The organism is Methylophaga sp. UBA3192 (genome assembly GCA_002363955.1).
Classification (GTDB): Bacteria; Pseudomonadota; Gammaproteobacteria; order Nitrosococcales; family Methylophagaceae; genus Methylophaga.
The window spans coordinates 457,075-478,705 of record DEXE01000006.1 but is presented as its reverse complement, the minus strand read 5'-3'; the positions used below and the strand labels follow the sequence as shown (position 1 = coordinate 478,705).

Annotated in this window: 24 protein-coding genes; 18 read left to right on the top strand and 6 right to left on the bottom strand. The window is 43.9% G+C overall.

Going from position 1 to position 21,631, the window contains the following annotated elements:
- Window positions 1-249: 249 nt before the first annotated feature.
- The 12 genes from B2337_RS09330 to B2337_RS09275 all read left to right on the top strand — a co-directional run bounded on the left by B2337_RS09330 (window position 250) and on the right by B2337_RS09275 (window position 10,790).
- Window positions 250-621 (top strand): diacylglycerol kinase, encoded by a 372-nt coding sequence (locus tag B2337_RS09330; RefSeq protein ID WP_292359436.1) that lies wholly within the window; start codon window positions 250-252, stop codon window positions 619-621.
- Window positions 621-2,597 carry an LTA synthase family protein gene (locus tag B2337_RS09325; RefSeq protein WP_292415075.1) on the top strand — a complete coding sequence of 659 codons (1,977 nt, stop codon included), beginning with the start codon at window positions 621-623 and terminating at the stop codon, window positions 2,595-2,597. Before B2337_RS09330 ends, B2337_RS09325 begins: the two co-directional genes overlap by 1 nt.
- Before the next feature lie 156 nt (window positions 2,598-2,753).
- Window positions 2,754-3,449 carry a thermostable hemolysin gene (locus B2337_RS09320; protein WP_292415074.1) on the top strand — a complete coding sequence of 232 codons (696 nt, stop codon included), beginning with the start codon at window positions 2,754-2,756 and terminating at the stop codon, window positions 3,447-3,449.
- On the top strand, window positions 3,446-4,924 hold the full coding sequence (locus B2337_RS09315) for an AMP-binding protein (RefSeq protein ID WP_292415073.1): 1,479 nt from the start codon (window positions 3,446-3,448) through the stop codon (window positions 4,922-4,924). The genes B2337_RS09320 and B2337_RS09315 overlap by 4 nt, the downstream gene beginning before the upstream one ends.
- Complete coding sequence (locus B2337_RS09310) at window positions 4,911-5,558, top strand: TenA family transcriptional regulator (RefSeq protein ID WP_292415072.1); 648 nt, start codon at window positions 4,911-4,913, stop codon at window positions 5,556-5,558. The genes B2337_RS09315 and B2337_RS09310 overlap by 14 nt, the downstream gene beginning before the upstream one ends.
- On the top strand, window positions 5,555-6,367 hold the full coding sequence (locus B2337_RS09305) for an SDR family oxidoreductase (RefSeq protein WP_292415071.1): 813 nt from the start codon (window positions 5,555-5,557) through the stop codon (window positions 6,365-6,367). The genes B2337_RS09310 and B2337_RS09305 overlap by 4 nt, the downstream gene beginning before the upstream one ends.
- Complete coding sequence (locus tag B2337_RS09300; RefSeq protein WP_292415070.1) at window positions 6,364-7,032, top strand: tetratricopeptide repeat protein; 669 nt, start codon at window positions 6,364-6,366, stop codon at window positions 7,030-7,032. The genes B2337_RS09305 and B2337_RS09300 overlap by 4 nt, the downstream gene beginning before the upstream one ends.
- Window positions 7,013-7,672 carry a response regulator gene (locus B2337_RS09295; RefSeq protein ID WP_292415068.1) on the top strand — a complete coding sequence of 220 codons (660 nt, stop codon included), beginning with the start codon at window positions 7,013-7,015 and terminating at the stop codon, window positions 7,670-7,672. The genes B2337_RS09300 and B2337_RS09295 overlap by 20 nt, the downstream gene beginning before the upstream one ends.
- Window positions 7,669-8,994, top strand: a complete 1,326-nt coding sequence (locus B2337_RS09290; RefSeq protein WP_292415067.1) for a sensor histidine kinase — start codon at window positions 7,669-7,671, stop codon at window positions 8,992-8,994. The genes B2337_RS09295 and B2337_RS09290 overlap by 4 nt, the downstream gene beginning before the upstream one ends.
- Before the next feature lie 32 nt (window positions 8,995-9,026).
- A complete protein-coding gene (locus tag B2337_RS09285; protein ID WP_292415066.1) occupies window positions 9,027-9,329 on the top strand; it encodes a cupredoxin domain-containing protein in 303 nt (100 codons plus the stop codon).
- Between the two features lie 2 nt (window positions 9,330-9,331).
- The gene (locus B2337_RS09280; protein WP_292415065.1) at window positions 9,332-10,111 is read left to right on the top strand and encodes an FTR1 family protein; all 780 of its coding nucleotides are present in this window, start codon (window positions 9,332-9,334) and stop codon (window positions 10,109-10,111) included.
- Window positions 10,104-10,790 (top strand): hypothetical protein, encoded by a 687-nt coding sequence (locus tag B2337_RS09275; protein ID WP_292415064.1) that lies wholly within the window; start codon window positions 10,104-10,106, stop codon window positions 10,788-10,790. Before B2337_RS09280 ends, B2337_RS09275 begins: the two co-directional genes overlap by 8 nt.
- A gap of 3 nt (window positions 10,791-10,793) precedes the next feature.
- On the opposite strand, the gene B2337_RS09270 is transcribed toward B2337_RS09275, so the two are convergent.
- Both B2337_RS09270 and hmpA read right to left on the bottom strand, forming a co-directional pair.
- The gene (locus B2337_RS09270; RefSeq protein ID WP_292415063.1) at window positions 10,794-11,102 is read right to left on the bottom strand and encodes a hypothetical protein; all 309 of its coding nucleotides are present in this window, start codon (window positions 11,100-11,102) and stop codon (window positions 10,794-10,796) included.
- A gap of 122 nt (window positions 11,103-11,224) precedes the next feature.
- Window positions 11,225-12,415: an NO-inducible flavohemoprotein gene (gene hmpA / locus B2337_RS09265; RefSeq protein ID WP_292415062.1), complete on the bottom strand. Its 1,191-nt coding sequence runs from the start codon at window positions 12,413-12,415 to the stop codon at window positions 11,225-11,227.
- Window positions 12,416-12,611: 196 nt separating this feature from the next.
- Here hmpA and norR point away from each other — a divergent pair, with 196 nt between their 5' ends.
- Window positions 12,612-14,189 (top strand): nitric oxide reductase transcriptional regulator NorR, encoded by a 1,578-nt coding sequence (gene norR / locus B2337_RS09260; RefSeq protein WP_292415061.1) that lies wholly within the window; start codon window positions 12,612-12,614, stop codon window positions 14,187-14,189.
- A gap of 5 nt (window positions 14,190-14,194) precedes the next feature.
- On the opposite strand, the gene B2337_RS09255 is transcribed toward norR, so the two are convergent.
- Together B2337_RS09255 and B2337_RS09250 are read right to left on the bottom strand one after the other, a co-directional pair.
- Complete coding sequence (locus tag B2337_RS09255; RefSeq protein ID WP_292415060.1) at window positions 14,195-15,241, bottom strand: NAD(P)-dependent alcohol dehydrogenase; 1,047 nt, start codon at window positions 15,239-15,241, stop codon at window positions 14,195-14,197.
- Window positions 15,242-15,418: 177 nt separating this feature from the next.
- Window positions 15,419-16,261: a LysR family transcriptional regulator gene (locus tag B2337_RS09250; protein WP_292415059.1), complete on the bottom strand. Its 843-nt coding sequence runs from the start codon at window positions 16,259-16,261 to the stop codon at window positions 15,419-15,421.
- Between the two features lie 102 nt (window positions 16,262-16,363).
- Between B2337_RS09250 and ccoN the strand changes: the two genes are divergently transcribed.
- The 4 genes from ccoN (at window position 16,364) to B2337_RS14460 (ending at window position 19,815) form a co-directional block, all read left to right on the top strand.
- On the top strand, window positions 16,364-17,791 hold the full coding sequence (gene ccoN / locus B2337_RS09245; protein ID WP_292415058.1) for a cytochrome-c oxidase, cbb3-type subunit I: 1,428 nt from the start codon (window positions 16,364-16,366) through the stop codon (window positions 17,789-17,791).
- Between the two features lie 5 nt (window positions 17,792-17,796).
- Window positions 17,797-18,033 (top strand): cbb3-type cytochrome oxidase subunit 3, encoded by a 237-nt coding sequence (locus tag B2337_RS14465; protein WP_363105879.1) that lies wholly within the window; start codon window positions 17,797-17,799, stop codon window positions 18,031-18,033.
- 102 nt (window positions 18,034-18,135) lie between these two features.
- Window positions 18,136-19,446, top strand: coding sequence for a copper-containing nitrite reductase (gene nirK / locus B2337_RS09240; protein WP_292415057.1), 1,311 nt, complete (start codon window positions 18,136-18,138; stop codon window positions 19,444-19,446).
- Between the two features lie 219 nt (window positions 19,447-19,665).
- Window positions 19,666-19,815, top strand: a complete 150-nt coding sequence (locus B2337_RS14460) for an NnrS family protein (RefSeq protein ID WP_292415056.1) — start codon at window positions 19,666-19,668, stop codon at window positions 19,813-19,815.
- Window positions 19,816-20,094: 279 nt separating this feature from the next.
- On the opposite strand, the gene B2337_RS09230 is transcribed toward B2337_RS14460, so the two are convergent.
- Complete coding sequence (locus B2337_RS09230) at window positions 20,095-20,403, bottom strand: hexameric tyrosine-coordinated heme protein (protein WP_292359476.1); 309 nt, start codon at window positions 20,401-20,403, stop codon at window positions 20,095-20,097.
- Window positions 20,404-20,500: 97 nt separating this feature from the next.
- Between B2337_RS09230 and B2337_RS09225 the strand changes: the two genes are divergently transcribed.
- Window positions 20,501-20,917 carry a MarR family winged helix-turn-helix transcriptional regulator gene (locus tag B2337_RS09225; RefSeq protein WP_292359478.1) on the top strand — a complete coding sequence of 139 codons (417 nt, stop codon included), beginning with the start codon at window positions 20,501-20,503 and terminating at the stop codon, window positions 20,915-20,917.
- Window positions 20,918-21,025: 108 nt separating this feature from the next.
- On the opposite strand, the gene B2337_RS09220 is transcribed toward B2337_RS09225, so the two are convergent.
- Window positions 21,026-21,271, bottom strand: coding sequence for an LLM class flavin-dependent oxidoreductase (locus B2337_RS09220; protein WP_292415055.1), 246 nt, complete (start codon window positions 21,269-21,271; stop codon window positions 21,026-21,028).
- Window positions 21,272-21,631: the final 360 nt, after the last annotated feature.

The window sequence follows — 21,631 nt, the reverse complement described above, 5'->3', positions numbered from 1 at the left end:
CAACAGAAGCGGAGATGAAAGATCAACAAGCCCTAACATCAATAAAACCAAAGGCAATAATACCCATCACCAGATAGTGCCAGAAAGTTAGTTTGGATTTCATAAAGCCACCTTTTAACAAGTACTGTTCACATCTTGACAAGCTGCAAAACAAAAAGACTGACGAATCAAACAAAATTCAATTCCGTAAGGTTTAGTTAAGTATTGGCGGCGTAGCATTAGCCTCATTTTGAGTAATGGGGCAATTTTGTGGAAAAACAAACTGGATGCAAACGGCTGTTTTATGCTTTTGGTTATTCAATGCAGGGGCTTTTCGCCGCACTGCGTTATGAAACCGCTTTTCGACAAGCCTTTCTGCTGTTATTAACTGCGGGTATTGGAAGTTTCTTTTTCGATGTATCACCAGTTGAACGACTGGCCATGATCACGGTTTTATTGCTAGTGGTGATGGTTGAAGCACTGAACTCAGCGATTGAATGTACCGTTGATCGCATCAGCACCGAACACCATCAGCTGTCTGGTCGAGCGAAGGATTATGGTTCTCTGGCGGTCTTTATTGCCATTATTATTGCTCTGGCGACTTGGCTGACTATTCTGTGGCCATTAGTAGGACGGGGCTGATGATGTCAAAATTACAGTCTTTTTTTGGCCCTTATTTGATATTTATTCAGCTGCTGCTGACGGGCTTAGTGATTCTGAGTTTATCGCGTCTTGGCTTAGTGGTGTGGCAGTGGGAGAGGGTGACAACAGCTGCCTCACTCCCCACTATTTTCTGGCAAGGCATTCGTGCCGATTTGATTATGCTGGGGATGTTACTCGCGCCATTAGCGCTCGGACTGCCCTTACTGGCAAATCGACCTGGCTGGAAATTTTGGCAAAATCTGGTGCTCGTTTGGGGCGTAATGGTTATTGTCATTATCAGCTTTATGGAAGCATCCACTCCTGCTTTTATCAGTCAGTATGATCTGCGTCCCAACCGGTTATTTGTAGAATATCTGAAATATCCCCGTGAAGTGTTTGCGACCTTATGGCACGGTTTTCGAATGCCTTTAGTGACAGGACTCTTACTGACCGTCGTATCAGGATGTCTTGCCGTTAAGTTATTGCAACGTTGGTTGAATAACACTCAAAGGCCCTGGCCGCTTTGGAAATTATGGCTTACCTGGCCGTTGTTGATCATCGTACTTGTTTTAATGATTCGATCGTCTGTTGGTCATCGGCCTGCCAATCCGTCCAGCTTTGCTCTGACACCGGATGCGATGGTGAATAGTCTTATGCTTAACTCCGCCTGGTCAGTGTATTTTGCTATTTACAATATGCAGCACGAATCAAATGCTGCTGAGGTCTACGGCACAATGTCTAATGAAGCCATAATGGCTGAAATACATGAAAGCTACCCGTGGATTGGTATAGACAGTAAAAGTAAATTTCCAACCTTAAATACCCGGCAGGCAACGGTAAAACGGGATAAACCACTCAATCTGGTGATTATTCTGCAAGAAAGTATGGGGGCAACGTTTGTTGAGTCTCTTGGCGGTGAATATGCCGTCACCCCGGAACTTGAACGCCTCAAACAAAAAGGTTGGTGGTTTGAACAGCTTTATGCCACGGGCACTCGCTCAGTAAGAGGTATTGAGGCGGTAATCAGTGGCTATTTGCCGACGCCAGCTCGCAGTGTGGTTAAGCTTTCGCTGTCTCAACAAAACTTTTTTACCATTGCCGGTTTACTCAAACAGCAAGGCTATTTCACCGAGTTTATCTATGGTGGTGAGTCACACTTTGACAATATGGCGAGTTTCTTTATTGGCAATGGCTTTGAATCGGTCATTGATCAACATGATTACCCACATGCGGTTTTTACTGGAAGTTGGGGTGTATCTGATGAGGATTTACTGGATAAAGCGCACCAGCAGATTCAACAAAAAAATGCCCAGGGTCAGCCTTATTTCAGTCTGGTATTTACCTCGAGTAATCATTCGCCTTATGAATTTCCCGATGGCCGTATTGAACTGGATAACCCTGTCAAACAAAGTAATACCAATGCGGTGAAATATGCCGATTATGCGCTAGGGCAGTTTTTTGATAAGGCGATGCAGAGTGATTACTGGGACAACACCTTATTTCTGGTGATTGCTGATCATGATTTAAACGTTTATGGCGATGCACTCGTGCCCATTGAACGTTTTCAAATTCCCGGTTTAATTTTAGGTGCCGATATAAAGCCACGGAGCATTTCTACCGTTGCCAGTCAGATTGATATGGCACCAACCTTATTGTCATTAATGGGAGTCAATGCCGAAACGCCGATGATTGGACGTGATTTAAGTCTAGACAGTGAACAGCAGTCCACCGGTCGTGCGTTGATGCAGTTCGCTGATTATTTCGCTCTGATGCACGGTGAAAAAGTAACGGTACTCAGGCCGCAAAATTCTGCACTTGAAGGCTATTACTCACCGAAGTCCCGTCAACTGGAAATTGTAGGACCGGCATCAACGGCAGATGAACGCAAAGCGCTGTCACATGTTTTATTGCCATCCTGGTTATATCGGGAACAACGCTATGATATGCCGCTGGGTCGAACTGACTTGACTCCTTAAACAGGATATAAATGTATAGGCCTGAAAACTTTCAGTCAGATAGTTTTCAGGCTTTTTTTATATTTTTCTTAAACCTGAATGCATTAAAAAATAGCTTAAGTTTTTCTTAAGTAACGGGCTTTACTCTAGGCAACCATAAACATCAGGAGATGATTTATGGAAGCCACCAAATTAAATAGTTCGACACCCTCCGCAGCGAGACATTGGCAACAACGTTTGTTGTTTCCGCATAAATCACTGTCTTTAATTGATAATCAGTCAATTGAACATATAGCGGTGCAAGCCTTTATCAGCGAGCGTTTTAATCAGACTTTTGGCGCTGAAATACAGCATTTTTTACCGTATTTTATTGCCAGTCAGATGAATGATGTAATTGATTCGGCGATTGGTTTCCAACCGGTTCAGCAGCAACCATTGTTTCTTGAACAGTATCTTGCATACCCCATCGAAAAAACACTGAAACTGAATGGTATTCAAACCAGTCGTTCGGACATTGTGGAAATCGGTAATCTGGCTGCCAGTTTCAACAGTGGCAGTCCATTATTATTTATTTTGCTGGCAGCCGTATTGCATCAGGCCGATTATCAGTGGGTTGTGTTTACCGCAACACGTCAGGTCCGACATCTCATCGCCCGGCTACAGCTCACAACATTCACTTTAGGCGAAGCCGATCCTCAACTACTGATTGATAAAACTCAGCAGTGGGGAAGTTATTACTCTCATCACCCCGTCGTTCTTGCCGGCAATCTGCCGTCAGCAATCGAGCATTTGCTACAACATCATGTCATTCAATCGCTATTGGATACCCATAAAGATTTTGTCCATAACACCGCCAGGATGATCCGTAAATGAGCAGCAAAATTTTACAATCTCTGGAAATGCTGGCAACAGAGCAGCCCGACAAAATATGTGTGGGGGATGGTCTTCAGCAACTGACGCGGCAGCAATTGATGCAGCAGGTTGAATCAGTCGCTGCAGAATTAATGGAATATCAACATCAGGTTATCGGATTACTGGCAGATAACAGCTTGCAATGGTTGATCATGGATCTGGCCGCACAACGCGCCGGTATTATTTTATTGCCTTTGCCATTATTTTTTACCCCGGATCAGCTACAACATGCCTTGCAGAGTGCTGGTGCTGTTGGGCTGGTTCATGATCGCCCTTTAACGATAGACGCCGATGTTCTGGCTGAAAGCCATTTTGTGAACAGTCTGATGATGCGCTTTACGGCCTGTCGAGGTAAGTCTTACATCACATTACCTGCAGGCACAGCAAAGATTACCTTCACCTCAGGATCAACAGCCGATCCAAAAGGAGTCTGCCTGAGTAATGACAATCAATACCAGGTCAGTCAGAGTTTATTAAGCGTACTGCAAATGCAAAATGTACGGCATATGGCATTACTGCCATTAAGTACATTGCTGGAAAACATTGCCGGACTTTACACACCCTTATTAAGTGGTGGAGAAGTCATATTACTCGGCATGAAGGAAACCGGCTTTTCCGGCAGCCTGTCAGGCAAGCTTTATCAATTACTCACCACACTTTCCTATTACCAGCCAGAAAGTCTGATTCTGGTTCCGGAATTATTATCAGCTTTAGTCCTGGCAGCTGAGCAGGGTTGGCAACCACCAGGATCCTTACGGTTTATTGCTGTGGGGGGAAGCCGGGTTGCCAGCGAACTGATTGAACGTGCTCGCCAGTTTGGGCTGCCAGTGTATGAAGGCTATGGCTTGTCAGAGTGCAGCTCAGTAGTCAGTCTCAACACACCAGTACAAGACAAGCCTGGAACAGCGGGCAAGCTATTGCCACATGTCGACATCCAGATTGAAGAGGGTGAAATCATGGTCACTGGCAATGCTTTCCTGGGATATATCGGCATCAACTCACCTCAACAAAATAGAGTATCTACCGGAGATATGGGCTATCTGGATCAGGATGGATTTTTAGTCATTCATGGCCGTAAAAAACAGCTGCTGATTTCCAGTTATGGCCGAAATATTAATCCTGAGTGGGTGGAAAGCGAGGTTTTGGCACACCCGGAAATCCTGCAATGCGTTTTATTTGGTGATGCGAAACCGTACTGCACGGCATTGATTTATACCCGTTTAAGCGATGTCGAACTTGAACATTGGCTATTAAAGGTCAATCACAAGCTGCCTGCCTACGCACAAATTATCAAATGGCTGCGGGTTAAACAGCCAATGACAGCGAAAGCTGGTCTGCTCACAGCCAATGGCCGACCACGGCGCAATCAAATTTTTTCTTTGTTGCAAAATGAATTGGAATCCATCTACCAGGAGCCACAATATGGGATTTTTTGACACCCTCTGCCAGCAGACAGATGTTGAACGACAACATTTGTTTTCTGCCCCGATTATCGAACAAACAATGCGTGGGGAAGTAACGCTGGATCTGTATATCGCCTTTCTGACCCAGGCCTATCATCATGTAAAACATACCGTGCCGTTACTGATGGCCGTTGGATCGCAATTGCCAGAGCAATACGAGTGGTTGCGTGAAGCCGTTGCCGAATATATTGAGGAAGAGCTGGGGCATCAGGAGTGGATCCTGAATGATATCGCTGCTTGTGGTCACGATAAGGAATTGGTGCGAAACAGTCCTCCCAATCCTGCCACCGAGGTGATGGTGGCCTATGCCTACGATACCGTTTTTCGAGTTAACCCACTGGGATTTTTTGGCATGGTGCATGTCCTTGAGGGCACCAGTATTGCTACCGCAGATAATGCCGCGACAGCGATTCAGAATGCGTTGTTTTTACCTGACAAAGCCTTTAGTTATTTACGTTCGCATGGTGCGCTGGATCAGGAACATGTGAAGTTCTTCGAGGGGTTGATGAACCGAATAGACGATCCATTGGCACAACAGCAGATAATTCACAGCGCAAAAATGTTTTATCAGTTGTATGGCGATATTTTCCGGAGTCTCACGCTATGAATACGCCACTGAATTCAAAACCAATTACGATCGTTTTAACAGGGGCAACCGGTGGTCTGGGTTCAGCACTGGCCAAAGTGTTGTCTGCCCAAGGTGTTGTATTGGTTCTTTGCGGACGGAATCATCTTCAATTGGAGCAGCTTAATCGAACATTGGGTGGTCAGCACCATTGTGTCGCCAGCGATTTGACCACCAGTCATGGTCGTCAGGCTGTGCTTTCCTATTGCCAGCAATTTCCCGCTGGCATTGATGCATTGATTAACAATGCTGCCAACAATCATTTCGCCCCTCTCAAAGAGATGAACGAAACTACTGTGCAACAAATGCTTATGACGAACTTGCTGGTACCTATCGAGTTGACACGATTATTACTTCCCATCCTGGCAAAAGCGGATAACGCTCAGATCATCAATATCGGCTCGGCATTCAGCCGACTCGGCTTTCCGGGGTTCAGTGTCTACAGTGCCTGTAAATTTGGGTTGCGAGGTTTTACCGAAGCGATGCGTCGTGAATTAGCAGATACCACCATCAAGGTACGTTTGTTTGCACCACGCACCATTAGCACCGCGATGAATGATGCCAATGTGACAGCCATGAATAAAGCGCTGGGTAATCATAGCGATAAAGTTGAAACCGTCGCAAAACAGTTCATCGACTTTTTTCAGCAAACACATCGCAATGAGCAGTTTTTAGGCTGGCCGGAACGCTTTTTCGGTTGGCTGAATTCAATTAATAGTCATTGGGTGGATCAAGGCTTAGCCAAAAAACTTCCCGTGATTCAGCGTTATTGGACAGGAGCAGCAAAATGAAAAAAGGTTATGTCATTCTTTACAGTGTGGTATTTGGAATGTTCAGTTTATCCGCTCAGGCGATCTCGCCTGAAGCATTGCCTTTGCAATCGGCCTGGGAACATGCCAATTATGAATTAACAGACAAACAGCAGATTGACGCATTTGAGTTATTAACAGCAAAGGCTGATGAAATTAAAAAACAATCGCCACAACAGCCAGACGTATTAATCTGGCGGGGGATTATCTATGCCAGTTATGCCGGGATAAAAGGGGGGCTTGGCGCGTTATCCATGGCCAAAACAGCCAAAGCTGATTTGGAAAAAGCCATTGAAATTGATGAACAGGCCTTGAATGGTTCGGCCTATACTACGTTGGGCACCTTGTATTACAAGGTACCAGGTTGGCCGTTGGGCTTCGGGGATAAAACCACCGCAGAAAAACTATTAAAAAATGCTCTGAGATTAAACCCACAAGGTATTGATAGTAATTATTTTTATGCCTTGTTTTTAATGGATAAAAAACACTATAAACAAGCTGAATCGTATTTGTTATTTGCTAAAAAAGCGTCTCCCAGAGCTGATAGACCACTGGCTGATAAAGGGCGTTTAATGGAAATCGATAAAGCACTGGCTGAAGCCAATAAACATATGAATGACCAAACCCATGCAAATACTGCTCATTGAAGATGATCTGTCATTGGCGCAAGGCCTTATCCGCTCGCTGCGCCAAGATCGGTTTACCGTAAATCATCTGAGTCTGGGGCGTCAGGGAATTAATAGTATTAAAACCACCCCGCCAGATATTGTGATTCTGGACTTGGGGTTACCGGATATGGATGGCACAGCTGTACTTGCCGAAATCCGCAAGATTAATGCCGCCTTACCGATACTGGTGTTAACAGCACGCGGGAGTATTAATGATCGGGTTATTGGACTGGATGCGGGTGCCGATGATTACCTGGCCAAGCCATTTGATATTGATGAGCTGCTCGCCAGATTAAGGGTTTTTGAACGTCGATTAAGCAGTAAGCAACACGCGGCATTACAGATAGGCTCCGTCATCCTGGACAGCAAAACCATGCAGCTGAATGTTGATAACGCATTGGTTGAATTACCACGGCGTGAATTTATGTTGCTGAAAATCCTGATGGAGAACGCTGGACGGGTCCAGACCCGGGACAGTTTGGAATCCAGGCTCTATAGCTGGGGTGAAGAAGTGGCCAGTAATGCTATTGAGGTACATGTGCATCATTTACGCAAAAAACTTCCGGAAGGGTTTATTAAAACCATTCGCGGAGTAGGTTATCAAATTAGCAACACATGAAATCTATTCGATTATATTTACTGCTGATATTAGTCGCCACACTAATATTGGTGATGTTTGTGTCATTACTGAAAGGCTACCAGTCCAGTATCGAAACCGCACAAGATTTATTTGATGAACGGTTGGTTAACACCGCTGAATTAATTGCATCAGCAAATGTTGCTCAAACCACTTCTGATTCGGCTCAAAGCCCCACCAGTGATTATTTGTTTTTTCAAATATGGGATGCTAAGGGTCAACTGTTAACTCGTTCGAGTACCGCGCCACATATTGCACTCAGCCCCTTTAAAAAAGGCTTTTACGACGTTAATTTTAACGGCTTTCGCTGGCATAACTATGTCTATCCGGATCCACAGCTTCAACGGTGGATTATCGTCGGAGAGCGGAGCGATGTTCGCAGTTCTATGGCAGAAGATATCGTATTAGCCACCATTTTGCCGGCTTTTTTCGGCATTGTTATCGCGGCTATTTTAATCTGGTGGTTAATTGGCACGGGTTTGAAACCTCTGAAAAATCTTTCCAGACAACTTGCCAGCAAACAGGCGGATGATTTAAAGCCAATTCAACTGGCAGATCTGCCAATTGAAATGAGCCAATTGGTCAAAATTATAAATCAGCTATTCTGGCGACTTGATCAGAGTTTTCAACGTGAACAACGATTTGCTGCAGATGCAGCACATGAATTACGTACCCCTATCAGTGCTCTTCAAATACATTTACATAACCTGCGACAAACCTATGGTGATGACAGCGAAGATTGGCAACTTATGCAAGCGTCTGTCGATAGAATGGGCCATCTGGTGAATCAGATCCTGATGCTCTATCGCACTGCGCCAGAGCAAATTGCCGCTAAGGATGAATCAATCGATTTATATAAAATAACCAGCGATGTGATTGCACGGGATTATCAGCAATTTGAAAAAAGACAGCAGCATGTTGAATTAATAGGTGAATCCGCGATGATGCAAGGTCATGTTTTCGCATTGGAAACACTGCTACAGAATCTGCTGAATAACGCCAGTAAATACGCTCCAGCAAACGGACATATTCTGATTCAAGTTCACCCAACTGAAAAAGGCGTGCGTTTAATTGTTGAGGATGATGGACCGGGCATTCCAGCAGACCAGTATGAGCGGATTTTTGACCGGTTTTATCGCTACCAGAACGAAAACAGTGATCTGCAATTACCCGGTTGCGGTCTGGGACTGGCTATTGTTCAACATATTATTGAAATGCACCATGCTGATATCAAACTTACCAATTCAGCATTTGAAAGCGGCCTTAAGGTCGTGATTGATTTTCCCGCAGCGTTGAATAAATGATGAAAAAATTATTGACATGCATAGCTATCTTTATGATTTCATTAAATAGTTATGCAGCACCTCCGGTTTTTGAAATAGTGATAAAAGATCATCTGTTCTATCCCGATGAATTGGTTATCCCAGCCAATACCAAGGTGAAATTACTGGTTAAAAACCAGGATGCGACACCCGAAGAGTTTGAGAGTTATGAACTCAATCGCGAAAAGGTCATTCCGGGAAATACCCAGGCAATTATTTTTATTGGGCCCTTAAAACCTGGCGTTTATCCGTTTTTTGGAGAATTCTTCCCCAAAACAGCTCAGGGCAGAATCATTGTCAAAGAAGATGGTAAATAACCATGCTGCTTAATAGCGTCATTCTGGTGTTACGGGAAGTACTTGAGGCGGCGATGGTGGTCAGTCTGTTTATGGCATTTACCACGGTTAGCCAGCAATCACGTCGCTTTTTGATCAAGGCCATTCTGCTGGGTCTGATTGCCGGTGCCACGTATGCGTATTTCTTACCGGAAGTTTCAAACTGGCTGGAAGGGGTTGGTCAGGAAATAACCAATACCGCTATTCACATAGGTATCTATTGTTGTCTGACGGTTTTTTTATGGCTTATATCAAGGGATATTAATTTACCCAATCAACTGGTCAAAGGCATGATGATGACAGCTATCATTCTGGCCATTAGCCGGGAAAGTGCCGAAATCATGTTATATATTTCCGGCTTTCGCAGTGACCACTTTTTAATGCAATCTGTATTGTCAGGCAGTTTGATTGGATTAGGTATTGGCGTCAGCTGCGGTATCTTTCTATATCACCTGATGATTGCTTTAAAGCCCGCTCCCGCAGCCAAATGTATCTGTATTCTGGTTGTGATTGTAGGTAGCAGCATGATGTCTCAGGCCACCCAGTTTCTGATTCAGGCGGACTGGCTGGCATCATCAAATCCCGTGTGGGACAGCTCTCATCTTATCAGCGAACATTCCTTACCTGGTCAGTTACTGTATGCCTTGATGGCCTATGAAGCGACGCCAACATGGAGTCAGATTCTGGTTTATCTGACAAGCTTGTTACTGATGCTGATTGTTATTGTTTCCGGACGATTTTCCAGGTCTATTCAACATGATTAATCTTCGAATCACCTTTGTTTTTTTAATCCTCATCGCATCAGCCAGCTATGCTGACGGTAATCCGGTCGATAAAGTCTATTCTCCCTATGTTCAACCGCTGGAACGTGAAATTGAATGGCGAATGACGGACTCTGACGGAAAACAGGTTCAACGACTGGGTATAGGCAAAAGTCTGACGGATCGTCTGTTTATTGAAGGTTATTTGATCGGCGAAGATAACCAGAATAATGACTTTCGCTTGCAAGCATTTGAAGTTGAAGCGCTCTGGCAACTCACAGAACAAGGTGAATATGATATTGACTGGGGATTGATTACCGAACTTGAACGACAACGTGATGATAATAACTGGGAAGTGTCTGCAGGATTAATTGGTTTGAAAGCGTGGGGCCGATGGGTGGGTACGGCAAACTTCTGGCTTAAATATGAATGGGGACAAACTCAGGAAAGTGAGTTTGAAACCGCTTTGTCATTACAAACACGCTACAGGCATTCCCGCTATTTTGAACCTGCCATTGAATTTTATGCGGGTGAAGATACCCGTGCTCTGGGGCCGGTTTTTCTGGGGGATATCAGTCTATCTCCAGGCAAAAAACTGCATTGGGAAGTGGGTGTGCTTACTGGATTATCATCCAAAACTGCCGATACCAATTGGCGAGCCTTGCTGGAATATGAATTTTAAAACTTATTCCATTTGTGAAATGCAGTCTCCATAAGTCTGATTTTTAAAATTATCTATGGCTTGCTGCTTCCCTTCATTGGTTTCCGCAACGGGTTGCTGATACGCACTGAGCAATAAGCCACGAGTGACATTGCCCATGGCATTTTCCATGGCTTCATAAATTGGCGTATTCATCTGCCTGAACAACATATAGGAACCGGCTTTACTGGCCCATTCTTCACATACTTTGGTATCGCCTGGAGATTCCGCATAAGTGGATAAGGGAAACAGCCACATTCCACCAAATAGTATTGCAGTATAGATATTTTTCATGATGCATCCTGTTATCAGTACAGAATGCTTTTACGCCAATGCAGATGAAGATTGCGTCAAGATGTTCTTTTTAAAAAGCAGAAAAGTGGAGAGCAGGCGTTCGCTCTCCACCTGATTAACTGTTAAATATCACTATGCGGACCAAACACTTCATAGTGAAGTTGCTCGGCCGGAACCCCTAAATCAGTTAGCTGCTGTTTGGCAAAACGCATAAATTCAACCGGACCACAGAGGTAAAAATGACCATCCGTTAATGGCAACTCAAATTGCAGCCGATCTAATTGCATTAAACCGCTCAGGGCCTTTTCATCATCAGAATCATCCTGTTTATACCAGTAATAGTAATGCAGTTTATCCAATTGATCTGCCTGGCTTTTTAACTGATTAGCATAGGAGTGCTGATGTTTATTTTCACAGGCATGTAAAAACCAGACAGGTTGACTGGTTTGACTGGCCAGCAGTGTTTCCAGCATCGCCATCATCGGTGTAATGCCTACACCGGCAGAAATCAATACGGTTGGTTTATCCACATGTGCCAGATAAAAATCCCCGGTGGGTGGCATTAATTCAATCTGATCACCCACCTGAACTTTATCGTGTAAGTAGTTGGAAACCAAGCCTGCTTTTGGCTGAGATTCACGCTTGACACTGATTCGGTAACTTTCACCATTATATTTATCGGAAATGGAATATTGTCTGATTTCAATATTCTCTGCCTGCTCCGGTTTTACTTTCACCGCCAGATACTGACCGGGTTGGTAACGGGCAATCTCACGGCCATCCACCGGCACAAACGTAAAGCTGGTCACCAGTTCCGATTCCGGCGTTTTATCCTTCACTTCAAATAAACGTGGACCGGTCCAGCCACCCGTTTTGTTTTGGTAATCACTGTAGATATCCTGCTCACGGCCAATTAACACTTTTGCCAGCAAACCATAGGCTGCCACCCAGGCCTCGGCGACTTCATCAGTGAATTCTTCCGGTGCCAGCTCACGCAGTGTTTCAATCAAATGATGTCCGACAATCTGATATTGATCCGGCTGAATATCAAAACTGACATGTTTATGCGCCACTCTTTCAACCAATTCACCCAACGCACCTAAGTCATCTATATGCTTTGCATACATTGCCACCGCACTGAACAGGGCAAACTGCTGTCTTCCGGTCGCCTGATTAGCAAGGTTAAAAATATCTTTTAATTCTGGGTTATGACTGAACATACGTTTATAAAAATGATCAGTGACCTCAACCCCTGCGTTTTCCAGTAACGGCAGGGTACTTTTTACAATTTCGATGGTTCTGGTATCTAACATAAATAACCTCTTTGCGATTATGAATAATACATTCACTATGCTGTTTGCAGAGGTTGTGCCAGTTATTTTTATATAAACAAATCAATAATGTATGAAATTATTCGAAAACAAATAAGTCAAAAAGACATATATAAAAACATGTCTTTTTGACCTTATCGTGATAAATTGACATTAGCTAATTAATCGAGCTCGCGTTATGCAGGATTTTGATTCAACCTTATTACTCGAAGTAGCCTTGGATCTGGCAAACAGCATTAACAATGATGATCGCTTTGATCGCCTGCTGGCGTCGATTCGTAAAGCCATTAAATGTGATGCCGTTGCCTTGTTGGGATTACATGACAACCTGCTGACACCTCTGGCAATTCAGGGTTTGTCCTCAGAAGTATTGGGGCGTCGCTTTCATCTTAGTGAACATCCGAGACTTCAGCAGCTATGTAATAGCAGCAAACCCCTCATTTTTCCGGACAATTGTGACTTGCCCGATCCCTATGATGGGTTGTTATTGGCCAGATCCGGCGATTTGCCCGTACATTCCTGTATGGGATTACCGTTGTATTCAGATCAGAAAGTCATTGGACTGGTCACCATTGACAGCTTGCAAGCCGGCAGCTTTAACCAGATCAGCCCCAAAACACTGGAACTGATAGCCGCACTGTCTGCAGCCACATTAAAAACAGCACTCGAATTTAAAAAACTCGAGATCAGTGCCCAGCATGCCAATCAGCTGGTCCAGGAACTGACGCAGGAAGCCTTATTAAAAGATGGCGGAGAACTGATAGGCCAAAGCCATGCCATGCAAACATTGAAAAATGAGATTCAATTAGTCGCTGGCTCGGACTATACCGTGTTGATCACCGGTGAAACCGGCGTGGGAAAAGAGCTGGTAGCACGTACTGTGCATCAGTTATCGTTAAGAAAAGATAAACCTTTAGTCCACATAAACTGTGCTTCATTACCGGAATCGTTGGCCGAAGCCGAATTATTTGGCCATACCAAAGGCGCTTTCACTGGAGCCGATCGTGAAAGGGCGGGTAAATTTCAATTAGCCCATGGGGGCAGCCTGTTTCTTGATGAAGTTGGAGAGTTACCGTTAGCCGTGCAAAGTAAGCTTTTACGCGTATTACAAAGTGGTGAAATACAACCAGTGGGTAAAGATAATGTCGAACAGGTTGATGTTCGCGTAATTGCCGCTACCAATAGAAACCTTGAGGAAGAGGTCAGCGAGGGACGTTTCAGAGCCGATCTTTATCACCGTTTATCGGTTTATCCCATCAAGGTTCCACCGTTAAAAGACCGGGATCAGGATGTGTTATTACTGGCTGGTTACTTTCTGGAAAAAACCAGTCGAAAATTAGGCATCAGGCAATTACGACTGTCTCAGGATGCGGAGCTGGCGTTACGGGAGTATCACTGGCCGGGCAATGTGCGCGAGCTGGAACATGTCATCAGCCGGGCCTCATTAAAAGCCAAAGCGAAACCGACCACTACCGGAATTATTTCGTTAAATAGGGAGTTTCTTGAGTTACCAACATCAAATATTTCTGTGAATTCAGTTGAAAAAACGACTGAATTGAAACCCATGCTATCTCCCGGCATGGATCTCAAAACCGCTACTAATGAATTTCAAAAACAGTGCATTTTAACGGCTGTTACGCAAGCTGATGGAAACTGGAGTGAAGCGGCCCGATCGCTGAAAACCGATCGGGCCAATTTGGTCAGAATGGCAAAACGTCTAGGCATTTCGATAAAAAAATCTGTTGTAAATCATTAACCAGGTTATGCACTTAATGAAGCCATATCAATGACAAAACGATAACGCACATCGGACTTTTCCATACGATCAAACGCTTGATTAATCTCATCCATTTTGATCATTTCGCACTCCGGTAAAATGTTCATACGCCCACAGAAATCAAGCATTTCCTGCGTTTCAGCAATGCCACCAATCAATGAACCTGCGATACGGCGACGGCCAAAAATCATTGGTGCGGTATTAGGGCCTTCAATCGGGCCAATTTGTCCGACTAAAACTAATGTTGCATCGTTATCCAATAAGGGAATGTAGGGATTCAGATCATGGTTGACCGGAACCGTATCAATAATTAAATCAAATGCTGAACCCGCGGTGGTCATGGCTTCTTCATCTTTTGACACCAAAAAAGCATGGGCACCCAGATCTTTGGCACTTTGTTCTTTTTTCGGCGAGGTACTGATAACAGTGACATGGGCACCCAAGCCAACGGCTAATTTAATCGCCATATGGCCCAAACCGCCCATTCCCACAACGCCAACACGGCTGCCCGGTCCAATATTCCATTCTCTTAACGGGGAATAAGTCGTGATGCCAGCACATAGCAGTGGGGCGGCTAATGCCAAATCCAGATTTTCCGGGATACGCAATACAAATTCTTCACGAACCACCAGGTGTTTAGAATAACCACCTTGAGTCATATCCCCAGTAATTCTATCTGGTGAGCCGTAGGTCAATGTAAAACCATTGCGGCAATACTGCTCATGATCGTTATGGCATTCATCACATTCCTGGCAGCTATCCGCCATACAACCCACGGCAACATTTTCACCCACTTTAAACTTGGTGACCGCAGACCCCACTTCAATCACCCGACCAACAATTTCATGGCCGGGAACGACAGGATAGGATGATCCACCCCAGTCGTTTCTCGCCACATGTAAATCCGAGTGACAAACACCGCAATATAAAATTTCGATTGCAATATCATTCGCTCGTAATTCACGTCGTTCAAAAGATAAAGGTGCTAAGGGAGAATCAGCAGAATGAGCGGCATAACCGATAGTTTTCATGAGAATTCCTAATTAGATAAAAGGTGAGATAGTAGGGTGCGCCAAGTGCTGACACTAATAATGGGGATAACAATAGACGAATACCATTAACGCTTTATTAATTTTGATGATTAACCTTCTTTATCATACCTTCATAGAAGGTATTGCATTGCTTCAATACACATCGTTTTATGATGATTAAAACCAAGGTTCAGTTGTTTTACCCGCTCTGAATAACGCATCAAGAACGCTCTGGAAATTAGCATTTTTAGTTTGTTTTTTATGCATCATATACACAGGAAATGTGAATTCAGGGTAATTATCAACCTTAATCAAATGGCCTGAATGTAGATATTTTTGGACGACGCGCGTTCGAAAATAACCGCTCCCACCATTTTCCAGAATGTGCTGAAGCGCGAGCTGGCCAAGATTAATCGTCAGCTTGGGTCTTGCCAGATGGGGCAGAGCGATATCATGCTGTTTACGGAAATATTCTCCCCAATCTACATAGATATAAGGTTCTGCTTGGCTTTTAGCGGAGACAAAGATCAGTTTTTCTTCCAGAACTTGTTCGACCTGAATTCCGGGACCGTATTCTGGTTGATGCACCACAATAACATCGAGTAAACCTTGCTGAAGTTTTTGATGCAACGAGGTTCGTTCACCAATTTCTGCACTAATCGCCGTTTCGGAAATATCCTGACGAAGATTGTTTAACCATTGGAGCATTAACGGACTCCAAAGACTGATTTCGCCAGCAATGTTGAAAATAGTTTCGGTACCCGTCGGTAACGGTAAATTTCGCTTGGCTCCTTCCCATGCCTGCACCATCGCTACCGCATGCTCAATAAACTTTTCCCCATCAAGCGTCGCCGTAGCACCGGAGCGATTCCTGACAAATAACCTGCAGCCAAGCTGATTTTCGAGATTATGTACACGAGCAGTAACAGTCGTTTGAGTCACATTTAATGTTTCTGCCGCAGCCCCGAAACTACCCAAGCGAATGATTTCCAGAAAAGTGCGTGCCTGATTAATATCCATCAATATCTTTGATAATAAATAAAGATATTATTCATTATACATATCTATATTGAGGGTCCAAACTACTCGCAACAAAGGTAATGGAAGAGTTTGGATAGTTGTATGAATGCAAAAGAACATCAAAATTACAATTATGATGTGGTGAAGTATTTCAGTGTCAGTGCGTGTATTTATTTAGTGCTCGGCACGGCAGTCGGCGTTTGGATTGCATCGGAACTTGCCTGGCCGTTCCTCAATTTTGATAATCCCTATATTACCTTTGGACGTTTACGTCCGGTCCATACCAATATTGTTGTCTATGGTTTTGGTGGTTCAGTGTTAATGGCTACTGCCTATTATGTGATCCAACGAACTTGCGGTGTTCGACTCTGGTGCGATGCCATGGCGTGGTTCACTTTCTGGGGTTGGAATTTATATGTCATTGGCGCCATGATCACTTTGCCATTAGGCATAACGCAAGGTAAGGAATATGCAGAACTGGAGTGGCCCTTGGATATTCTGCTCGCCGTAGTGTGGATTGCGTACACTATAAATTTCATCATGACGCTGAGTCAGCGTAAAAGCAGCCATATATACGTTGCCAACTGGTTTTTCCTGGCCATGATGATCATGTTTACGTATTTGCATGTCATCAATAGTTTGTCGATACCAGTAAGCATGTGGAAATCGTATTCCATTTTTGCCGGGGTCCAGGATGCGATGGTTCAATGGTGGTGGGGACATAATGCTATTGGCTTCTATCTGACAGCCGGCTTTTTAGGGATCATGTATTACTTTGTTCCTAAACAAGCTGAGCGACCAATCTATTCTTATCGTTTATCTGTCATCCACTTTTGGGCATTGATTTTTGGCTATGTCTGGCTCGGTGCTCACCATCTTCAATACACCGCTTTACCTGATTGGACGGGCTCTCTGGGTGCGGCCATTTCATTGGCGATGATCATTCCGTCCTGGGGCGGGGCGTTAAATGGGATGTTTACACTCAGTGGGGCGTGGGACAAACTTCGGACAGACTATATTCTGCGTTTTTTAATTGTATCGCTCGCCTTCTACGCCATGTCCACTTTCGAAGGGCCGGTGATGGCTTCCAAAACGGTCAATGCGTTATCGCATTACACAGACTGGACAATTGGGCATGTGCACTCAGGTGCTCTTGGTTGGGTGGCGATGGTTTCTATCGGTGCGCTTTATCATATGGTCGAACGTATGTGGAATACCAGTATGTTCTCTGTGCAATTAGTGAATGTGCATTTCTGGTTAGCAACCATCGGAACCGCTATCTATATTACGTCCATGTGGGTTGCCGGAATTATGCAGGGGTTGATGTGGCGAGCCTATGATGACTATGGCAACTTGTCTTATACCTTTGTTGAATCCGTGGCACAGATGCATCCTTATTACATTATGCGAGCAATGGGCGGATTTATTTTCTTTACTGGTGCGGTGGTGATGTTAATTAACGTGCTGGCAACGATTTATATTGCTAATAAAAAAGCGTCAGAAACAAAAATAACATTGCAAACTGGTTAAATGCTATGGAAATTTTTCTGCTGTTTCTAAAATTCATGCTGGTTTTTTTAACATCTAACTGGCTCGTTATTGTGACGACACTTATTGGTGTTTGTTGCATGCTGCTCATTGGTTTATGGGTATTTCATCCAGATAACAAAAAGGTATATGAGTCCTATGCAAATATTCCTTTAGAGGATTTATTAGAGGATGAAACGAGCAATGAAAACGATTCCAAAACATACTTTTCCATATTTCTATAAATGCGTATTTTAGGGCTTATTTTATTATTTTTTGTTATATTCCTATTCAGTAATCTCTGGCTTTAATTAATACAAGCCTATTTGAAAAAAATAGGATCCATAATGAATTTACACCGACTCTCCAATATTTTGGTTATCACCGTGATCACGGCATCAGTACTCAGCCTGATAGTGATATTAGCGCTCGGTGGTTTTTCCTTACTGACCTATCTCAAGACCACTTTGATACAGATGTACGGTTTTGTGATCGCCGCTACAGCGTCGCTGTTTTTCTTTATGCGACTGATTCATCAGATGCATTCCCGTGCTTTTGTTATTTCCATGGTGATATTTATTGTTGGTATAGCCCTGTTTCTGTCTGTTTCGATTGGCAGAATGTATATGTTTCAGTACCCGATGTATGTTGAATCCTATGGTCCGGGGAAAGGTCCGGGTCTGCCATTAAATAACGTGCTGACATTTTTTCGGCATATCGGTCAGTTTGAATGGATTGAGGACATTGCCCATGATCCCAATAATGTGCCTGAGCCAATTGCTTCTGAGGCAAACGGTCAAGGTAATGTAACGAAAGTCACCCTGGAAACCAAAGAAGTTCTGGCTGAATTAGCACCGGGAATAACCTTTAATTACTGGACATTCAATGGAACTGTGCCAGGGCCGATGATTCGGGTTAAAGAGGGTGATACGGTTGAACTTACCTTACATAACCATATAAGCAGTTTGCATCAGCATAATATCGACCTCCATGCCGTAACAGGTCCGGGTGGTGGTGGCGAAGCTACCATTGTTGAGCCGGGGGAGAGTAAAACCATCCGGTTCAAAACGCTTAATCCGGGACTATTTGTGTATCACTGCGCGGTGCCTAATATGGCTGTCCATATGGCTCACGGTATGTATGGTTTGATTCTGGTAGAACCCAAAGACGGGTTACCGCCGGTCGATAAAGAGTTTTATCTGATGCAAGGTGAAATATACACAACGGGTGCTATAGGGCGAAAAGGCTTACAGGTGTTTGATGCCCGGAAAATGCTCGATTCACAACCAGAATATGTGGTGTTCAACGGTCGTACCGGTGCGTTAATAGACAATATGCAGGTTAAGGCAGGAGAGACCGTCAGGCTCTATATTGGCAATGGTGGCGTTGCGATGAATTCATCTTTTCATCTGGTGGGTGAGATTTTTGACACGGTGTACCCGGAAGCCTCAATGAACGGGGCACAGTTTAAAAATGTTCAAACCACCAATATTCCGGCAGGTGGCGCCACAATTGTTGAGTTTAAAGTGGATTATCCAGGACATTATGTCTTAGTTGATCATGCTTTGATGCGAACTGATAAGGGTGCATGGGGTGTGATTGAAGTGATAGGGGATAAAGATCCCAGTATTTTTGAGGAAATTGAAAGCACTTTGTGATTTTTAACCCAAGCTTATTGCCGGATGAACCATGACGCAGCCAAATGAATTATCAGCGAGTGAACAAGCCATCCTGCTCTTATTTCGTCAGCCATTCAGAACGTTATTTTTATTTGGCGCCAGCTTCAGTGTGCTTGCAATATTGCTCTGGGGATTGGTCTTAAACGGTATATTGAACATGATTTCTATGGCAACTCCTTATTTTGGCATCGCCATGAAATGCTGTTTGGATTCGTCGCAGCCATCATTATCGGTTTTTTATTAACCGCGGTTCAGAGCTGCACAGGACAGCGGGCACCGCATGGCAGAACCTTGTCTATCACAGCATCGCCATGCCTGCTTTATCAGCAGGCGCTATGGGTACAATGATCCTGAGCGGGATCTCCAGAGTATCACTGGACCATAGCGGCAGAGCTTTATAACCAAAACGATTAATTTCCTTAGCATTTGTCTTAATTATTGCTGTCGGTTTATTTAATTTGGTTGTTACCAACGCAAGTTTCTTTTTGGTTATGTTTCAGCGTTATTGCTTGGGTTACGGCTTACACTCTGTATGTCATTATTTATTACGATGCCCAGACCTGACGGGAAACCAGGTTAGGCCGTCTTCAGCCTAACCTCTGACATAATCCAAGCCAAGCTACTTGATTATTTACGCCAGTAGTCGTTAGCAATGGCTATGGTTTTAAATTCAATTGCAACAAGCTCGGCGGCATCCATTAAAAGTGCAGGATCTTCTGCGTATTTTGCTCTTACACGATGTTTCGCACCAGCATCCGTTTGAATAGTACCAATAGTTTTTCGCACCAATTTAATGGCCAGCTGACGGCCTTCATAGGGGGTATCTGTCATTAAACTTGGTACATAATTGTCGTCAGCTGCCATCTCATTCGCTGATAGTTGGATTGGCATTAACAAAGGCAGTGTCATTAAAAATATTGAATAATAAGCTTTCATGTGCGGTATCCTAATGTTTGATTACGAAATGTTCGTACACTAACAATATTCTCGCAAAACAGGTATGTCAAGCACCTGTTTAAAATACAGGATACCAATGGGACCATTACTAAAAGATCAGGTTTGTTATGCGCTCTATTCAACAAGCGGAGAGGTTACCAAAGCCTATGCAGAGCTCTTAAAGCCGCATCAGCTAACGTATCCACAATTCGTAGTGATGATGGCTTTGTGGCAGGACGATGGCGCTTCACCTACCAATCTCGCCAAAGCTGTTGGTTTGAGTAAAGCGACATTGTCACCTGTTTTAAAAAAGCTTGAGTCACACGGATATCTTAAAAGAGAGCCGGTTCCGGGTAATGACAAGGCGAAATCAATGTCATTAACCAAAAAAGGTCGAGAGCTTGCAACTGAAGGAGAGAACATTGCCAGGCTGGCCTTATGCGCTACTGGTTTGAGTGAAACTGAAGTCAAGCAGCTGATAACTATCTGCAATAAAATAAAAAATAATCTTTGAGTATAAAATTTCTACTTAGATTGTCTGTACAAATTCTGATCATCCCTCGAAACCGATTATGAAATCATTTCGCAGAGGCAGGAGCTTGAAACTTACTTCAATTTAAAATCAAAAGCTTTTAAAGATGCCTCCGGCACCTACACGGATGGTATTGGTACCAGCGGCAATATGGGCAATGACGATGGAGGTAGCGGCTGTGCTAACACCCGGCATATTATGATGCTCCGCTACCCAAATGCGTTTATAGCCCAGACGTTCAGCTTGCTGAGCAAGTATTCGCGCGTCATCAAGCGCAGTTCGGCGGTCAGAGCCCTGTCGTACACGTCCAAGTTCCAGAATAGGCAGTGGAATCATCTGTAATCTCAACTCATTTTGTGTTGTTCTCGCATACCAGGTTAACTTTTGAGAACAAATTTTAAGGCTATCGATAAAACAAATAGCATTGCCTTACAAAAAAACTACGACCATACACTGCAAAAAATATGTGCGTAAAATGTTTAACTATAAATTCGATCATAAAAACAGAACCCTATTCTGTGTTTAAATTTAATGTTTCACCCCAGGGTCTGTTGATCTTTCATAGCCGCCTCTGTTGTGACTGAAAATGCACCAATCAAGGCGCGAGAAATGTCGTTTGTGAGATACATCCGTGTATCTCACCCCTTCGGGGCTGACGCTCAAAAACGCTCCCGACGTTTTTGTAGTCGTTCTAAA

Bases quoted from the DNA above. Each gene is read 5' to 3' on its own strand.
- B2337_RS09325 (WP_292415075.1), top strand. From the start codon at position 621: ATGATGTCAAAATTACAGTCTTTTTTTGGCCCTTATTTGATATTTATT.
- B2337_RS09320 (WP_292415074.1), top strand. From the start codon at position 2,754: ATGGAAGCCACCAAATTAAATAGTTCGACACCCTCCGCAGCGAGACAT.
- B2337_RS09315 (WP_292415073.1), top strand. From the start codon at position 3,446: ATGAGCAGCAAAATTTTACAATCTCTGGAAATGCTGGCAACAGAGCAG.
- B2337_RS09310 (WP_292415072.1), top strand. From the start codon at position 4,911: ATGGGATTTTTTGACACCCTCTGCCAGCAGACAGATGTTGAACGACAA.
- B2337_RS09305 (WP_292415071.1), top strand. From the start codon at position 5,555: ATGAATACGCCACTGAATTCAAAACCAATTACGATCGTTTTAACAGGG.
- B2337_RS09300 (WP_292415070.1), top strand. From the start codon at position 6,364: ATGAAAAAAGGTTATGTCATTCTTTACAGTGTGGTATTTGGAATGTTC.
- B2337_RS09295 (WP_292415068.1), top strand. From the start codon at position 7,013: ATGCAAATACTGCTCATTGAAGATGATCTGTCATTGGCGCAAGGCCTT.
- B2337_RS09290 (WP_292415067.1), top strand. From the start codon at position 7,669: ATGAAATCTATTCGATTATATTTACTGCTGATATTAGTCGCCACACTA.
- B2337_RS09285 (WP_292415066.1), top strand. From the start codon at position 9,027: ATGATTTCATTAAATAGTTATGCAGCACCTCCGGTTTTTGAAATAGTG.
- B2337_RS09280 (WP_292415065.1), top strand. From the start codon at position 9,332: ATGCTGCTTAATAGCGTCATTCTGGTGTTACGGGAAGTACTTGAGGCG.
- B2337_RS09275 (WP_292415064.1), top strand. From the start codon at position 10,104: ATGATTAATCTTCGAATCACCTTTGTTTTTTTAATCCTCATCGCATCA.
- B2337_RS09270 (WP_292415063.1), bottom strand. From the start codon at position 11,102: ATGAAAAATATCTATACTGCAATACTATTTGGTGGAATGTGGCTGTTT.
- hmpA (WP_292415062.1), bottom strand. From the start codon at position 12,415: ATGTTAGATACCAGAACCATCGAAATTGTAAAAAGTACCCTGCCGTTA.
- norR (WP_292415061.1), top strand. From the start codon at position 12,612: ATGCAGGATTTTGATTCAACCTTATTACTCGAAGTAGCCTTGGATCTG.
- B2337_RS09255 (WP_292415060.1), bottom strand. From the start codon at position 15,241: ATGAAAACTATCGGTTATGCCGCTCATTCTGCTGATTCTCCCTTAGCA.
- B2337_RS09250 (WP_292415059.1), bottom strand. From the start codon at position 16,261: ATGGATATTAATCAGGCACGCACTTTTCTGGAAATCATTCGCTTGGGT.
- ccoN (WP_292415058.1), top strand. From the start codon at position 16,364: ATGAATGCAAAAGAACATCAAAATTACAATTATGATGTGGTGAAGTAT.
- B2337_RS14465 (WP_363105879.1), top strand. From the start codon at position 17,797: ATGGAAATTTTTCTGCTGTTTCTAAAATTCATGCTGGTTTTTTTAACA.
- nirK (WP_292415057.1), top strand. From the start codon at position 18,136: ATGAATTTACACCGACTCTCCAATATTTTGGTTATCACCGTGATCACG.
- B2337_RS14460 (WP_292415056.1), top strand. From the start codon at position 19,666: ATGCTGTTTGGATTCGTCGCAGCCATCATTATCGGTTTTTTATTAACC.
- B2337_RS09230 (WP_292359476.1), bottom strand. From the start codon at position 20,403: ATGAAAGCTTATTATTCAATATTTTTAATGACACTGCCTTTGTTAATG.
- B2337_RS09225 (WP_292359478.1), top strand. From the start codon at position 20,501: ATGGGACCATTACTAAAAGATCAGGTTTGTTATGCGCTCTATTCAACA.
- B2337_RS09220 (WP_292415055.1), bottom strand. From the start codon at position 21,271: ATGATTCCACTGCCTATTCTGGAACTTGGACGTGTACGACAGGGCTCT.